The organism is Roseovarius sp. PS-C2 (assembly GCF_018862045.1).
GTDB lineage: Bacteria > Pseudomonadota > Alphaproteobacteria > Rhodobacterales > Rhodobacteraceae > Roseovarius.
Map to the genome: position 1 here is coordinate 15,271 of NZ_JAHKSQ010000001.1, position 15,468 is coordinate 30,738.

Here is a 15,468-nt window from a genome sequence, read left to right on the forward strand (position 1 = left end):
TGACGGGGGGCCGCATGGCAGCCAAGAGCATCTCGAAAACGCTGGTCTGGATTCTGATGGGTCTGCTGATCCTCGGGCTTGGGGGCTTTGGCGTCACCAACCTCTCGGGCGGTGTCAGCAGCATCGGCAGCGTCGGCGACACCAAGATCGACATCAATGACTATGCCCGCGCCCTTCAATCCGAAATGGATGCCCGTCAGGCCGCCACCGGCGAACCGATGACCCTGCAACAGGCCCGCCAGAACGGCGTCACCGATGCGGTTCTGGCCCGAATGATCGCCACTGCCGCGCTTGATGACGAAACCGCCCGCCTCGGCATTTCCATCGGAGACGAAAACCTGCGTCGGCAAATTCTGGAAATTCAGGGGTTTCAAGGTATTAACGGCACGTTCGACCGCGAGGCCTACGCATTTGCACTGGATCGCGCGGGCCTGAGCGAAACCCAGTTCGAGGAAAACATGCGCACCGAATCCGCGCGTGCCATCCTTCAGGGCGCGGTCATGGCCGGCATTACCGCACCCGAAGGCTATATCAGGCCGCTGATGACCTATCTGGCCGAACAGCGCGATGCGACATGGGCCATTCTGGACCGCGCGGACCTGCAAACGGGCCTGCCCGACCCGACCGAGGAAGAGCTGAAGGCCTATCACCAAAGCCACCTGCCCGATTTCACCACGCCGACGGTCAAGCAGATCACCTATGCCTACCTGACGCCCGAAATGATCATCGACAGCGTCGAGGTGGATGAACAGGCGCTGCGCGAGACCTATGACGAGCGGGTCGAGGAATACCGCCAGCCCGAACGCCGCCTTGTGGAACGTCTGGTCTTTGCCGATTCCGACAGCGCCAGTGCGGCCCTCGCACGGATCGAAAACGGCGAGATCGGCTTTGAAGCACTGGTCGAGGAACGCGGCCTTTCCCTTGCCGATGTGGATATGGGCGATGTCGCCAGGGACGATCTGGCGGCGGGCTCGGACGCTGTCTTTTCCGCCGGGGTCGGCGACGTGGTCGGCCCGCTGGACAGCGATCTCGGCCCGGCGCTGTTTCGCGTCAACGCGATTCTTGCGGCTCAGGAAACCACCTTTGACGAGGCCGAAGCCGAATTGCGCGACGAACTGGCCAGCGGCCGCGCCCGCCGCGTGATCGAAACCCGTATCTCGGGCATCGACGACCTGCTCGCCGGTGGCGCCACGCTCGAGGACCTGGGGGCCGAAACCGACATGCAGACCGGCACGCTCGACTGGCATCCCGGCATGAGCGACGGGATCGCCGCCTACGCCGCCTTCCGCAGCGCCGCCGAGGCGGTCAGCGACAGCGACTATCCCGAGGTCATGGACCTCGACGATGGCGGTATTTTCGCGCTGCGCCTCGACAAGGTGATCGACCCCGAAATCCAGCCGCTCGACGATGTCCGCCCCGCCGTGGTGGCGGGGTGGCGTCAGCAGGCCACCGCCGAGGCGCTCAAGACGCAGGCCGAGGCGCAGATCGAAGAGTTGCGCGGCGGTGCCGGCTTTGACGATCTGGGGCTCGAAACACAATCCGCCAGCGATCTGACACGGCAGGGGTTTCAACCCGGAACCCCTCCGGGCTTCATCGAAACCCTGTTCGGCATGGACAAGGACGATGTCAGCGTGATCGAAGCCGATGGCCGCATCTTCGTGCTGCGCCTCGATGACATCCGCGCGCCAGATACCGACACCCCGGAACTCGAGGCGCTTCAGGCAGGCCTGCGCGAACAGGCGGCCTCTGGGTTGTCGCAGGATCTGTTCCAGATACTGGCCAATAACATCCGTGAACGCGCCGGGCTGACCATCGATCAGCAGGCGATCAACGCCGTTCACGCGAATTTCCAGTAAGGGGCATCTGACGTGGAGCTGACACCCTCTTTCGAAGACTTCGCCAAGGGGTTTGAGGCGGGCCGCAATCAGGTGGTCCATGCCCGGCTGGCCGCCGATCTGGATACGCCTGTCTCGCTCATGCTGAAACTGACCGGCGCGGCGCGCGATGCGTTCATGCTGGAATCGGTGACCGGCGGCGAGGTGCGCGGGCGCTATTCGATCATCGGGATGAAACCCGACCTGATCTGGCAATGCCACGGCGAAACCAGCCGTATCAACCGCGCCGCGCGCTATGACAGCGACAGTTTCGAGGATCAGGACGGTCATCCGCTGGACAATCTGCGCGCCCTGATCGCCGAATGCAAAATCGACCTGCCCGATGACCTGCCGGCCTCCAGTGCCGGGCTTTACGGCTATCTGGGCTATGACATGATCCGGCTGGTCGAACACCTGCCCGACGTCAACCCCGACCCTCTGGGCCTGCCCGACGCGCTGATGATGCGCCCCTCGGTCGTGGCGGTGCTGGACGGGGTCAAGGGCGAGGTGATCGTCGTCGCCCCCGCATGGGCCGGCAATGGCCAGTCGGCGCGCGCCGCCTATGCGCAGGCCGCCGAGCGGGTGATGGACGCGGTGCGCGACCTGGACCGCGCCCTGCCCCGGCAGGCCCGCGATCTGGGCAATGCCCACGAAGACGCCCCGCCGGTGTCGAATTTCACCCGCGAGGGCTACAAGGCCGCCGTCGAGAAGGCCAAGGAATATATCCGGGCGGGCGACATCTTTCAGGTGGTGCCCAGCCAACGCTGGACCCAGCCGTTCCGCCAGCCGCCCTTCGCGCTCTATCGCTCGCTGCGGCGCACCAACCCGTCTCCCTTCATGTTCTATTTCAACTTCGGCAGCTTTCAGGTGGTGGGCGCGAGCCCCGAAATCCTTGTGCGCGTGATGGGGGGCGAGGTCACGATCCGTCCCATCGCGGGCACCCGCCCACGCGGCCAGACCTCGGAAGAGGACCGCGCCAACGAGGCCGATCTTCTGGCCGACGAGAAAGAACTGGCAGAACACCTGATGCTGCTCGATCTGGGGCGCAACGATGCGGGGCGCGTGTCGAAGATCGGCACCGTGCGACCGACCGAAGAGTTCATCATCGAACGCTACAGCCACGTCATGCATATCGTATCGAACGTGGTGGGCGAACTGGCCCCGGATCAGGATGCGCTGTCGGCGCTGCTGGCCGGGTTGCCCGCCGGTACGGTTTCGGGCGCGCCCAAGGTCCGCGCGATGGAGATCATCGACGAGCTGGAGCCGGAAAAGCGTGGCGTCTATGGCGGCGGCGTGGGATATTTCAGCGCGGGTGGAGACATGGATGTCTGCATCGCGTTGCGTACAGCCGTGGTGAAGGACGAAAACCTGTATATTCAGGCCGGGGGTGGCGTCGTCTATGACAGCGATCCCGAGGCCGAGTACATGGAAACCGTCCACAAATCCAACGCCATACGCCGTGCGGCCGCAGATGCGGCGCGCTTTGCCGGGGATGGCAACGGGTGAACGCATCTTGATGCAGGTCAAAGATAAGGCTGCGGTATATCTTTAGACAGAACGTCGAATTCCAAGTTTCGAATGTTTTGAAAAGGAAACCGCGATGACACCCTTTGCCCGCCTTCTGGCCGCCCCCGCGCTGGCCCTTTCCCTCGGCCTTGCGCTGCCCCTGCCCGCTTTGGCCGACAGCCACGGCGCTAAATTCGATACTTCGGTGGTCGAAGCCGAACTGCCAAAGAAAAAGACCAACGCCACCTCGACCTATATCACCGCAGCCGAATCGATCGCCCTGCTGGCCGAACGCGATGACGTGGCGCTGGTCGATATCCGCAGCCCCGAGGAAACCATGTTCGTCGGCTATGCCACTGAAACGGATGCGAATATCCCGTTCAAGCTGGTCAATCCCGATCATCCGTACAACGCCAAGAAAGGCGCCTATGGCATGGTCGACAACCCCGCCTTCCTCGACCAGATCAAGGGCTTCATTGCCGCAAACGATCCTTCTGCCATCCTGATCATCTGCCGCTCGGGCGCGCGCAGCGCGGGGGCGGTCGATGCGCTGGTCAAGGCCGGGATCGAAACCCCCGCCTATACCGTCGTCGACGGGTTCGAGGGCGACAAATCGGATATCGGGCAGCGCACGGTAAACGGCTGGAAAAATGCCGGGGGGGCGTGGACCTACAAGATTCGCGACGGTCTGATGCCCGTCCCGGCGGCACAGTAAACCCTTGTCAGTCATGGCGGCCTGAGGCATCAGGTGCGCCATGGCCCGTCTTATCGCCTTCAACAAACCCTATGGGGTGCTGTCGCAGTTCACCGACAAGGGCAACGCCGACAGCCCGCGCGCCACGCTGTCCGATCATATCGACCTGCCGGGGGTCTATCCCGCCGGGCGGCTGGATCGCGACAGCGAGGGGCTGTTGCTGCTGACCGACGATGGCAAACTGCAAGCGCGCATCTCAAGCCCCCGTTTCAAAACGGAAAAAACCTATCTCGTGCAGGTTGAGGGCCTGCCGGACGATGCCGCGCTGGAGGCCCTGCGCAACGGTGTCACGCTCAAGGACGGGCCGACGCGCCCGGCCCGTGCGCGCCGGATCGACCCGCCCGATATCTGGCCACGCAATCCGCCCGTGCGATACCGCAAATCGGTTCCCGACTGCTGGATCGAACTGACGATCACCGAGGGCCGCAACCGGCAGGTCCGGCGCATGACGGCGCATGTGGGCCACCCCACCCTGCGGCTGATTCGCTGGCGGATCGGCGGGTGGAACCTTGACGGGCTCGCGCCCGGAGAGTGGCGCGACGTTGCCGAAAATCCGCGTCGGTAAAACGTCGGTATCGCATCGGTATCCTGTCGGTGCCGCCCGCGCCCCTGGTGTCAGTACCGTCCGATGGTGAAATCGCGGATCTCGTCCAACACCTTGCCCTGTTTGTCGATGGCCTTCAGGTCCACCGAATAGCGGTTGTTGCGCCCGCCCGAACAGGGCGGCAGGTAACCGGGGCTGGCATATTTCCCCGAGGCTTTCGCCGCCGCCATCACCTGCGCCCCACCCGGCAGGCGGGCCGTCATGCCCGGCACCGCAGGCAGGTCGGTCACCGCTCCGCGCACCGGAAACGCGATGGTGCCATGCCCGCCATTGCGCGACAGCGGCTTGTAGGATTTGTCATTGAAATAGGCCACGATCCAGACCGCCCCCGCCGGAACGCCCGACACCCGCATCGGTGGCGTCCCGCCATTGCCGCCGTTCAGCTTGCATTGCTGCCCTGCGGGGATCTTGCCGCCGCTCCATCCACCGCCCAGTTGCACCGACATGTCGGCCATCGCCATGCCCGCGCTCAGAACCACCCCCAAGGCCGTTGCTGCAATTTTCATCTCGTAAACCCTTACCTGTTGAAACCGCCGCGCATACTGGCGCGGCTGGCTTCAGGCTACAGGCAAACCGGGATCAGACAAGACATTCCGTCGGCGCAGATCGCGCTATTGCCCGCGCAGCACCGCCGATACCGGCGCAAGGGCCACGCTGCTGGCCCGGTCCTGCAACCCCCACAGCAAGAGCGCACTGATCGTGTCGGGGCGCAAACGGCCCACCATGATCACCCCGTTTTCATCCTGACCGGCCTTGAAGGCGGCCTGATCCAGAAAGCGGCGGATGACGGTGGCGTCCTGCCCCTTGGCGTCGAAATCGCGGAACACCGTGGTCGAGGGCACGCCCTCTTTGGCGATCAGCTTCTGCGCGGTGTTCAGCCCCTGGGGATACATCACCAGCCCATGACCGCTGTCCAGCAGGATCGCGGCCAGTTGCTCGCTGGCCTCGCGGTTCGATTGCAGGTCGGCGCCCGGAACTTCGAACACGGCCACGGCCTCGGGAATAACGGCCATCTGCGCCTGGATCGCCACCTCGGTATCCGTTGCGCTCGCGCCCGGCGGCAGGTCGGCCATGGCCAGCACCTCGAACCCCGCATCGCGATACTTCCGCGCGGCCCCTGCCGCGCCGGGCCAGCCGGGATCGACGGCGAAACTGACCGGATAGGGAAAATCCGACAGCGCCTCCAGCCCGATCCCGCTGCCGCCATCGTCAATCAGAACGATGGACATCAGCGGCTTCTCCTCAGGATTGTCGAACGGGACGGCGAACCGTTCTAGCGGCGGGCGCATATCTTCCTCAGTAGCGGCGCTATCGGTCTCCGCCTCATCCTCTTCGGGGGCGACCGCTTCGGGGTCATCGGTCACCGAGGGCAACCGCCCGGTGGTCACGCCCTCGGCCATGTTGTCGAACATGCCGGTACGAGGGGCATTTTCGTCGTTCGCCTGATCGCTTTTCGCCTGATCGCCGGCGGCATCTTCGTCCTGTCCGGGCGCGTCGTCCGGCATCGTCTGTTCTTCTTCCGCATCCTCCTGCGATGTCTGCGGCACGGGCGGTTGCGCCTCGGTCGCGTCCGGGGGGGCCTCCTGCGCGGGCTCTTCTTGCATCGGCTCTTCGCTGGCCTCCGGGGCCTCTGGGGCCTCGAGGGCCTCCGGTGAGTCCGGGGCATCGAACGCCCCGCCCTCTTCGATCTCGGGCGGCGCGGGCTGTGCCGGTTCGGTCGAGATCGACAGCTCGTCCTCGCCTGCGGGGGCCTCGGGGGCCGTGGATTGCGGACTGGGCAATACCGGGCTGTCGCTGTCCACTTCGACGCCCGCGGCGTCCTCTCCCGTGGCGGGTTGTGACATCCCGCCTGCGGGCTGGGCGGTTTCGGGCTGGCCCGCCGGGGCCATATCGGCACCCTGCAACGAAGACAGGTCATCAGGCTCGGGGGCCGTCACCCTTGGCGTGCTGCCTGCGTCGGGGGCCTCCTGCGTGGCGGGCAGTTCGGCCTCCCGGTCTTCTCGCGACTGGTCGAACTCCGACCCGGCCGGCACCTCCAGCGCGGCGGCGTCGGGCGGGTCCGATACGGGCGGCCCGTTCAGCACCGAAACGGTGCCCACCGCCACCCCGGAAACCACCGTTCCCACAAGGAATCCAGAAAAAAGCCCGCGTGCCACTGCCTTTGCCCCCTGTATTTGCGTTTTCCCAGCTATGCGCCCCTTGACGGTGCCGCGCAACCCTGAACATGTATACCGCGACCGCACCGCTGGCCTCCAGCCCCCTTGGCGTAAGGACAGGCAAAATGCTGCTTTTGATAGATAACTACGACAGTTTCACCTACAATCTGGTGCACTATGTCGGTGAACTGGGCGCCGATGTCGTTGTGAAACGCAACGATGCGCTGAACGTGCAGGAGGCCATGGGCATGAACCCCGCCGGCATCCTGCTGTCGCCCGGCCCCTGCGATCCGGACCAGGCGGGTATCTGCCTTGCCCTGACAGCGGCCGCCGCCGAAACCGGAACGCCGCTTCTGGGCGTGTGCCTTGGCCATCAGGCCATCGGGCAGGCGTTCGGCGGCAAGGTGGTGCGCCATTCCGAAATCGTGCATGGCAAGATGGGCAAGGTGCATCACACCGGCAAGGGCCTGTTCGCGGGCCTGCCCTCGCCGTTTCAGGCGACGCGTTATCACTCGCTGGTGGTCGAGCGCGCAACATGCCCCGAGGTTCTCGAGATCACAGCCGAACTCGAAGACGGCACGATCATGGGCCTGCAACACCGCGAATTGCCGATCCACGGCGTGCAGTTCCACCCCGAGTCGATCGCCTCGGAACATGGCCATGCGCTGCTGAAAAACTTCCTCGACATGATGAAGGTGCCCGCATGAGCGACCGCCTCAAACCGCTGATCGGCGCCGCCGCCGAACGCCCCCTGACCCGTGACGAGGCCGAGGCCGCATTCGCCTGCCTGTTCGAGGGCGAGGCGACACCGGCGCAAATGGGCGGCTTCCTGATGGCGCTGCGCACGCGCGGCGAAACGGTGGACGAATTCGCCGCCGCCGCCGCGGTGATGCGCGCCAAATGCAACAAGGTGGCCGCGCCCGCTGGGGCGATCGACATCGTCGGTACCGGAGGCGACGGCAAGGGCACGCTGAACATTTCCACCGCGACGGCCTTTGTCGTGGCGGGCGCGGGCGTGCCGGTGGCCAAGCACGGCAACCGCAACCTCAGCTCCAAGTCCGGCGCGGCGGATGCGCTGACCCAGATGGGCATCAATGTCATGGTCGGCCCGCAGGTGGTGGAACAGGCCATGAAGGAGGCCGGGATCGCCTTCATGATGGCGCCGATGCACCACCCGGCCATGGCCCATGTCGGCCCCGTGCGCGCCGAACTGGGCACGCGCACGATCTTCAACATCCTCGGGCCGCTGACCAATCCGGCGGGCGTCAAACGGCAGTTGACCGGGGCTTTCGCCCGCGACCTGATCCGCCCGATGGCCGAAACACTGGGGCAGTTGGGCTCGGAACGGGCCTGGCTGGTGCATGGCAGCGACGGCACCGACGAAATGACGATCACCGGCGTCACATGGGTGGCGCAACTGGGTGAAAACGGCGATGTCACCGACGCCGAGATGCATCCCGAAGACTTCGGCTTGCCCGTGCACCCGTTCGAGTCCATTCTCGGCGGCACGCCCGAAGACAACGCCAACGCCTTCCGCGCCCTTCTGGGCGGCGCGCAGGGGGCTTATCGCGACGCGGTGTTGCTGAATGCCGCCGCCGCGCTGGTGGTGGCGGGCCATGCCGGCGATGTCAGGGAAGGCGTCGCGCAGGCGATTGAGAGCATCGACAGCGGCGCGGCACGCGCCAAGGTCGAAACCCTTGCCAAGATCACATCGGAGGCCGCATGAGCACCCCCACCATTCTCGAAAAGATCAAGGCGTACAAGCTGGACGAAATCGCCGCCGCCAAGGCCGAGCGACCGCTGGACGAGGTCGAGGCCGCCGCCCGCGACGCGGGCGAGGTGCGCCCCTTTGCCGACGCGCTGCTGCAGGCCAGCAAGCAGGGCTATGGCCTGATCGCCGAAATCAAGAAGGCCAGCCCCTCCAAGGGGCTGATCCGCGAGGATTTCGACCCTGCCGCGCTGGCCACCGCCTATGCCGAGGGCGGCGCGACCTGCCTGTCGGTGCTGACCGATACGCCCAGCTTTCAGGGGGCGCCCGAATTTCTGGGACAGGCCCGCGCCGCCTGTGACCTGCCGGTCTTGCGCAAGGATTTCATGTACGACCCCTATCAGGTGGCCGAAGCCCGCGCCTGGGGCGCGGATTGCATCCTGATCATCATGGCCTCGGTCAGCGACGCACAGGCCTCCGAACTCGAGGACGCCGCCACCGCATGGGGCATGGACGCGCTGATCGAAGTGCATGACGAGGCCGAACTGGAGCGCGCCGCGCAACTCTCATCAAAGATGATCGGCATCAACAACCGCGACCTGAACACGTTCGACACCACGCTCGACACCACGCGCACCCTGTCGAAACTGGTCCCCGTGGACCGCATGATCGTCTGCGAAAGCGGCCTGGCCACGCCGAAGGACCTGTCGGACATGGCCATGTATGGCGCGCGCTGCTTCCTGATCGGGGAATCCCTGATGCGTCAGGACGATGTCGAAGCCGCCACGCGCACCCTGCTGGCCAATCCGCTGACCGCCGGGGGCATGTGAATGGCCGGCCTCACGCATTTCGACGGCAAGGGCGATGCGCATATGGTCGATGTCTCGGACAAGCCGGTGACATCGCGCGTGGCCGTCGCTGCCGGATCGGTCAGAATGGCGCGTGACACCTACGACATGATCAGCGACGGACGCGCCAAGAAGGGCGACGTTCTGTCGGTGGCCCGTCTGGCGGGCATCATGGGGGCCAAGAAAACCCCTGAGCTCATCCCGCTCTGCCACCCCCTGCCTGTCACCAAGGTCGCGGTGGAACTGACGCTCGATCCCGACCTGCCCGGCGTGCAGATCGAGGCCACGGTCAAGACCACCGGCCAGACCGGCGTGGAAATGGAGGCCCTGACCGCCGTCAGCACCGCCGCGCTGACCGTCTATGACATGGTCAAGGCCGTCGACAAGGCGATGGAAATCGGCGGTATCCGCGTCAAGTTGAAAGATGGCGGCAAATCCGGGCGGTACGAAGCCACATGATCACCGTTGACGAGGCGCTGGACCGCCTGTTTTCGCTGGTGACGCCGCTGGGCACCGAAGAGGTTCCGCTGATCCGGGCCGCGGGCCGCGTGCTGGCCGCCGATGCGGTGGCCTGGCGCGATCAGCCGCCCTTTGCCGCCTCGGCGATGGATGGATATGCGGTGGACGGGTCCGCCGTGCACCCCGGCGCGCAGTTCACCGTGATCGGCGAGGCTGCGGCGGGGCATGGCTTCGAGGGCCGCGTCGGCACCGGGCAGGCCGTGCGCATCTTTACCGGCGCACCGGTCCCCGAAGGTGCCGACCGTATCGTCATCCAAGAAGACGTCACGCGCGAGGGTGAGCGGATCACCCTTGGCGACGATCTGGGCGACAATACCCACTTGCGCCCCGCCGGGGCCGATTTCAGAACCGGCGACCGGATCACCGCGCCGCGCGTTCTGGGCCCGGCGGATATCGCGCTTCTGGCTTCGATGAACGTCGCCCATGTGCGCGTCACCCGTAAACCGCAGGTGGCGCTGATTTCCACCGGCGACGAGTTGGTGATGCCCGGCGAAGAGCCGGGGCCGGATCAGATCATCGCTTCGAACACCTTTGGCCTGAAGGCCATGCTCGACAGCATGGGCGCGGATGCCCGTATCCTGCCAATCGCACGCGATACGCGCGCCTCGCTGGAAACGGCGTTCGATCTGGCGCGCGGGGCCGATCTGGTTGTGACCATCGGCGGGGCCTCGGTGGGCGATCACGATCTGGTGGGCGACGTGACCGAAAGCCTCGGGATGCAGCGCGCGTTCTACAAGGTGCGGATGCGCCCCGGCAAACCGCTGATGGCGGGCCGCATGGGCGGCGCGGCGATGATCGGCCTGCCGGGCAACCCGGTTTCGGCCATGGTCTGCGGGCATGTGTTTCTGGCCCCGGCGATCCGCGCGATGCTGGGCCTCGGGGCCGAGCGCGCCCCACGCCTGACTGCGCGCCTTGCCCATGACCTGCCCCGTGGCGGCCCGCGCGAGCATTACATGCGCGCCGATGTCCGCGACGGCACGATCGCACCCGCCGAGCGGCAGGACAGCGCTTTGCTGAGCGTGCTGGCGGGCGCCAACGCCCTGATGATCCGCCCCGCCGACGACGCCCCGCGCAAGGCCGGCGACGTGATCGACTACCTGCCGCTGTAAAGGGGGCGCTGCCCCCGTCGCGCGCTGCGCGACTCCCCCGGGATATTTCGGGCAAGAAGAAGGGCGGGACGCGTCAGAGTTGACACAAAACGGGAACATGCGTAGAACAAAACAAAACGCATGGACCCGAGGTGCGCAAAATGCTGACGAAAAAACAGCTCGATCTTCTGAACTTCATCCACAAGCGCGTGCAGCGCGACGGGGTGCCGCCCAGTTTCGACGAAATGAAAGAGGCGCTCGATCTGCGCTCGAAATCCGGCATTCACCGGCTGATCACGGCGCTGGAGGAACGCGGCTTCATCCGCCGCCTGGCCCACCGGGCGCGGGCGCTGGAAATCGTCAAACTGCCCGAGGCGCTTGGCGGCGAGGCGACGCATGGCTTCACCCCCCGCGTGATCGACGGCGAAAAACCGGATGCGCCGCAACCGGCCAACGCACAACCCGTCGAAGCGGTCGGGGCGATGGAACTGCCGGTGATGGGCCGGATCGCCGCCGGTGTCCCGATCGAGGCGATTGCCCATGTCAGCCACAAGGTTGCCGTGCCCGGCGCGATGATCTCGGGCAAAGGCGAACATTACGCGCTCGAGGTCAAGGGCGACTCGATGATCGAGGCCGGCATCAACGACGGCGACGTGGTGGTGATCCGCGAAACCAGCACCGCCGACAATGGCGATATCGTCGTGGCCCTGGTCGAGGATCAGGAGGCGACGCTCAAGAAATTCTATCGCCGTGGCAACGCCATCGCGCTGGAGGCCGCCAACCCGGCTTATGAAACCCGCGTCCTGCCCGAGGATCAGGTCAAGGTGCAGGGCCGTCTGGTCGGGCTGATCCGCACCTACTGAGCGTTCCACAACCGCGTGCCGGTGATCTGGCGCGCGGTCACGGTTTTCACCCCGTCCGCCGTGACATGAAGCGCCACCGCGCCCGACCGGCGCAGCATGCGCGGCTCGAACACGGTGCAGGGCAGCTCGTGCTCCGGCGTCCTGTCGAAAACGATCCAGTCATGCCCCTTGCAATCGGTGGTGTCGCGCGCCGCGCGCTTGCCGCGCAGGGCAAGGATGCGGAGGCCGCCGGGGGGCGGGTCGCGCCAGCGGCTGGCCGCGCTTTCCTGCACCGCGCCGTCGCCATCGTTCTCAAGCCAGTTCATCGCAACGAACCCGGCCCCGCGCGCCCGGCTCAGCGCACGCCCCTGCGGGGTCATCACCCCGACCAATGCCCCATTGTCCGAGATCAGCACATCGGGCCGCTCGCTCTGCGCCCAAAACAGTGCGGCCAGCAGCATCGGCACGAGTCCGGCCAGCCGCGCCCGCCCCTGCCACAGCACCAGAAACAGGGCCCCCATTGCCATCAGCGGCAGAACCATCGGCGCGGGGCTGACCACCGTGCCGCGCGCCCCTTCGAGCGTGGCCACCCAATGCGCCACGCCGAGTATCCAGCCCAGCCCCTGCCCCATGACCCACAGCGCCACGCCCTCCAGCCCGAAGGGCAACAGGCAGGCGGCCAGCACCGCGGCGGGCATCACCAGCACCCCCATCAGGGGCACGCTCAACAGGTTGGCCAGCAGCCCGTAATGCGCGATCTGGTTGAAATGCGCCGCCGCCACCGGCGCGGTTGCCAGCCCCGCCACGGCCGAGGAAATCACCACCGTCACCGCCGGGCGCAACCAACGCGGGCCAAGCGGTACTGCGGCATCGCGCAGCCAGCCGAACACCGCGACCAGCGCGGTCGTGGCGGCGAACGACATCTGGAACCCCGGCCCCAGCAGGGCCTCGGGGCGCAGGATCAGCACGATCACCGCCGCCACCGCCACGGCGCGCAGAGACAGCGCCCGCCGGTCGCTCATCACCGCCAACAGGGCCACCGCCACCATGACGAACGCGCGCTCGGTCGCCACGCTGCCGCCGGACAGGCCCAGATAGGCCGCCGCCACCGGCAGGGCCATCAGCGCCGCCAGCTTTTTGGCCGGAACCCGCAAGCCAATGACCGGCACAGCGGCAAAGCCCAGCCGGAAGGCGGCAAAGACAAACCCCGCCAGCAACCCCATATGCAGTCCCGAGATTGCCAGCAGATGCGCAAGGTTCGACACCCGAAGCGCCTCGAGCGTGTCCTGCCCGATATCCGAGCGGTCCCCGGTCATGATCGCCGCCGCGAATCCGCCGGTTTCGCCGGGCAACGCCGCCTGCACCCGCGCCGACAGCGCCATGCGCGCCCGGAACATCCCTTGCCCGGCCTGCGGCGGGGCCAGCGTCAGGACCGGGGTTCTCGTGTAGCCCACGGCGCCAAGGCGCAAAAACCAAGCGTGACGCTGAAAATCGAAGCCGCCCGGCTCGACCGGGCCGCCGGGGGGCGACAAATGCGCGGTCATCATCACCCGCAGGCCGGGGCGCGGAACGACAAAGCCCTGCCTACCGTGCAGCGACACCCGAACACGCGCCGAGGTCTTTTCCGGTGAAACGTCATGCAGCCGGACACGATCCAGCGTCAGCCGCAGCGCATCCGACCCCGAGCGGTCGATCCCCACGATCCGGCCTTCCACCGGCCCGTAATAGCGCCAGCCCAGAACCGGCCCGGACAGGTGATGCGCCCGCGCCCCGGCGATGCACAGCCCCGTGGCCACCATCGCCCCGGCCCAGAACAGCGGCGACAGCCCCGGCCCCAAGCGCCATGCCAGACCGGCGCACAGAACGCCCGCCACGACCAGCCCAAGGTACGCACCCGCCCCCGGCTCGGCCCGCAGCGCGAAATAGAGCGCGACACCACAGCCCAGGCATACGGGCACCCAGGGAAACAGGTGTCCGCGCTGGTTCAGCCATGCGGCCCATGCGTGATGCCATAGCGCCAAGTCTTGTCACCCTTCCGCCGCGCCGATAGACAGGCCGCAACGCTAGGCCCAACCCGGTTACCGAAAGGTTAATGTCCCCCATGCCGCAAACAGTCGTGACCCGTTTCGCCCCCTCGCCCACGGGGTTCCTGCATATCGGCGGCGCGCGCACCGCACTGTTCAACTGGCTCTATGCCCGTGGCCGGGGCGGCAGGTTCCTGCTCAGGATCGAGGATACCGACCGCGCGCGCTCGACCGATCAGGCGACGCAGGCGATTCTCGACGGCATGACGTGGCTGGGTCTCGATCATGATGGCGACGTGATCAGCCAGTACGAGCGCGCCGACCGTCACCGCGAAGTGGCGCTGGAGCTGCTGGACAAGGGCGAGGCCTACAAGTGCTTTTCCACGCAGGACGAGATCCAGACGTTCCGCGACACCGCCGGCGCCGAGGGCCGCTCGACCCTGTTCCAGAGCCCGTGGCGCGACGCCGATCCCGCCACGCATCCCGACGCGCCTTACGTCATCCGCATCAAGGCCCCGCGCGACGGGGCCACGGTGATCGCCGATCAGGTGCAGGGCGATGTCACCATCCGCAACGATCAGCTCGACGACATGGTGCTTTTGCGCTCGGATGGCAGCCCGGTCTACATGCTGGCCGTGGCGGTGGACGATCACGACATGGGCGTGACTCATGTGATCCGCGGCGACGACCACCTGAACAATGCCGCCCGGCAGATGCTGATCTATACGGCGATGGGCTGGCCCCTGCCCGTTTACGCCCATATCCCGCTGATTCACGGCCCCGACGGCAAGAAACTGTCCAAGCGCCACGGCGCGCTCGGCGTGGATGAGTACCAGAAAATGGGCTATCCGGCGGCGGGCATGCGCAATTACCTGGCCCGGCTGGGCTGGAGCCACGGCGATGACGAATTCTTCACCGACGCGCAGGCGCAGGCGTGGTTCGACCTCTCGGGCATCGGAAAATCGCCCGCCCGGTTCGATTTCAAGAAGCTCGGCAATCTGTGCGGTCAGCATATCGCGGCCAGTGACGATGCTGCGCTGCTGCATGAACTTTCGGCCTTTTTGAAGGCCACCGGCCAGCCCGCCCTGTCCGATGCAAAATTCTCGTTGATGGGAAAGGCCATGTATTGCCTCAAGGAGCGGGCCAAAACCTTCCCTGAACTTATTGAAAAGGCTGAGTTTATTCTTGCAGACCGCCCAATTCTGCCGGATGAGAAAGCCGCCGCGCAACTTGATGATGTATCCCGTAGTATACTGAACGAATTGACGCCGCATTTGCGAAATGCTAGGTGGTCGCGCGAAGATTTGGAGGCAGCCGCAATGCAGTTTGCCGAATCTATTGACGTGAAGTTCGGCAAGCTGGCGGGCCCGCTCAGGGCCGCTCTGGCAGGCCGCAGCGCAACACCGAGCGTATTCGACATGATGCTCGTGCTCGGGCGGGATGAAACGATCGCCCGGCTTTCCGATGCCGCCTGCGAGAGTGGTTAACCTACTCGAAAGGCCGACTGTTATAGGCAGCCCGTGACGCACAGCAAGTGCGGGCTTG

The 15,468-nt window shown here is 66.1% G+C and carries 14 protein-coding genes; 11 read left to right on the top strand and 3 right to left on the bottom strand.

What is annotated here, in order from left to right:
* Positions 1-14 precede the first annotated feature (14 nt).
* The 4 genes from KPG71_RS00085 to KPG71_RS00100 all read left to right on the top strand — a co-directional run bounded on the left by KPG71_RS00085 (position 15) and on the right by KPG71_RS00100 (position 4,699).
* The gene (locus tag KPG71_RS00085) at positions 15-1,856 is read left to right on the top strand and encodes a peptidyl-prolyl cis-trans isomerase (RefSeq protein WP_216335838.1); all 1,842 of its coding nucleotides are present in this window, start codon (positions 15-17) and stop codon (positions 1,854-1,856) included.
* Between the two features lie 12 nt (positions 1,857-1,868).
* The gene (gene trpE, locus KPG71_RS00090; protein ID WP_216335839.1) at positions 1,869-3,380 is read left to right on the top strand and encodes an anthranilate synthase component I; all 1,512 of its coding nucleotides are present in this window, start codon (positions 1,869-1,871) and stop codon (positions 3,378-3,380) included.
* 94 nt (positions 3,381-3,474) lie between these two features.
* Complete coding sequence (locus tag KPG71_RS00095; protein WP_216335841.1) at positions 3,475-4,095, top strand: rhodanese-like domain-containing protein; 621 nt, start codon at positions 3,475-3,477, stop codon at positions 4,093-4,095.
* A 40-nt stretch (positions 4,096-4,135) separates the two neighbouring features.
* Positions 4,136-4,699 (top strand): rRNA large subunit pseudouridine synthase E, encoded by a 564-nt coding sequence (locus KPG71_RS00100; protein ID WP_216335842.1) that lies wholly within the window; start codon positions 4,136-4,138, stop codon positions 4,697-4,699.
* Positions 4,700-4,749: 50 nt separating this feature from the next.
* Here the strand turns inward: KPG71_RS00100 and KPG71_RS00105 are convergent, their stop codons facing one another.
* Together KPG71_RS00105 and KPG71_RS00110 are read right to left on the bottom strand one after the other, a co-directional pair.
* Positions 4,750-5,244, bottom strand: a complete 495-nt coding sequence (locus KPG71_RS00105) for a hypothetical protein (RefSeq protein WP_253195990.1) — start codon at positions 5,242-5,244, stop codon at positions 4,750-4,752.
* A gap of 105 nt (positions 5,245-5,349) precedes the next feature.
* Positions 5,350-6,894 carry a divergent polysaccharide deacetylase family protein gene (locus KPG71_RS00110; RefSeq protein ID WP_216335844.1) on the bottom strand — a complete coding sequence of 515 codons (1,545 nt, stop codon included), beginning with the start codon at positions 6,892-6,894 and terminating at the stop codon, positions 5,350-5,352.
* A gap of 125 nt (positions 6,895-7,019) precedes the next feature.
* Here KPG71_RS00110 and KPG71_RS00115 point away from each other — a divergent pair, with 125 nt between their 5' ends.
* The 6 genes from KPG71_RS00115 (at position 7,020) to lexA (ending at position 11,920) form a co-directional block, all read left to right on the top strand.
* On the top strand, positions 7,020-7,601 hold the full coding sequence (locus KPG71_RS00115; protein WP_216335846.1) for an aminodeoxychorismate/anthranilate synthase component II: 582 nt from the start codon (positions 7,020-7,022) through the stop codon (positions 7,599-7,601).
* Positions 7,598-8,620: an anthranilate phosphoribosyltransferase gene (gene trpD / locus KPG71_RS00120; RefSeq protein WP_216335848.1), complete on the top strand. Its 1,023-nt coding sequence runs from the start codon at positions 7,598-7,600 to the stop codon at positions 8,618-8,620. Before KPG71_RS00115 ends, trpD begins: the two co-directional genes overlap by 4 nt.
* Positions 8,617-9,432 carry an indole-3-glycerol phosphate synthase TrpC gene (trpC, locus tag KPG71_RS00125; protein WP_216335851.1) on the top strand — a complete coding sequence of 272 codons (816 nt, stop codon included), beginning with the start codon at positions 8,617-8,619 and terminating at the stop codon, positions 9,430-9,432. The genes trpD and trpC overlap by 4 nt, the downstream gene beginning before the upstream one ends.
* Positions 9,433-9,909 (top strand): cyclic pyranopterin monophosphate synthase MoaC, encoded by a 477-nt coding sequence (gene moaC / locus KPG71_RS00130; RefSeq protein WP_216335852.1) that lies wholly within the window; start codon positions 9,433-9,435, stop codon positions 9,907-9,909. It abuts the gene before it with no gap.
* Complete coding sequence (glp, locus tag KPG71_RS00135) at positions 9,906-11,078, top strand: gephyrin-like molybdotransferase Glp (RefSeq protein ID WP_216335854.1); 1,173 nt, start codon at positions 9,906-9,908, stop codon at positions 11,076-11,078. The genes moaC and glp overlap by 4 nt, the downstream gene beginning before the upstream one ends.
* A 140-nt stretch (positions 11,079-11,218) precedes the next feature.
* On the top strand, positions 11,219-11,920 hold the full coding sequence (gene lexA / locus KPG71_RS00140; protein ID WP_216335857.1) for a transcriptional repressor LexA: 702 nt from the start codon (positions 11,219-11,221) through the stop codon (positions 11,918-11,920).
* Here the strand turns inward: lexA and KPG71_RS00145 are convergent.
* Entirely contained in the window at positions 11,914-13,920 is a 2,007-nt protein-coding gene (locus tag KPG71_RS00145; RefSeq protein WP_216335859.1) for a ComEC/Rec2 family competence protein, read from the bottom strand. The two genes, lexA and KPG71_RS00145, sit on opposite strands and share 7 nt — an antisense overlap.
* Before the next feature lie 80 nt (positions 13,921-14,000).
* Here KPG71_RS00145 and gltX point away from each other — a divergent pair, with 80 nt between their 5' ends.
* Positions 14,001-15,410: a glutamate--tRNA ligase gene (gltX, locus tag KPG71_RS00150; protein WP_216335861.1), complete on the top strand. Its 1,410-nt coding sequence runs from the start codon at positions 14,001-14,003 to the stop codon at positions 15,408-15,410.
* Positions 15,411-15,468 lie beyond the last annotated feature (58 nt).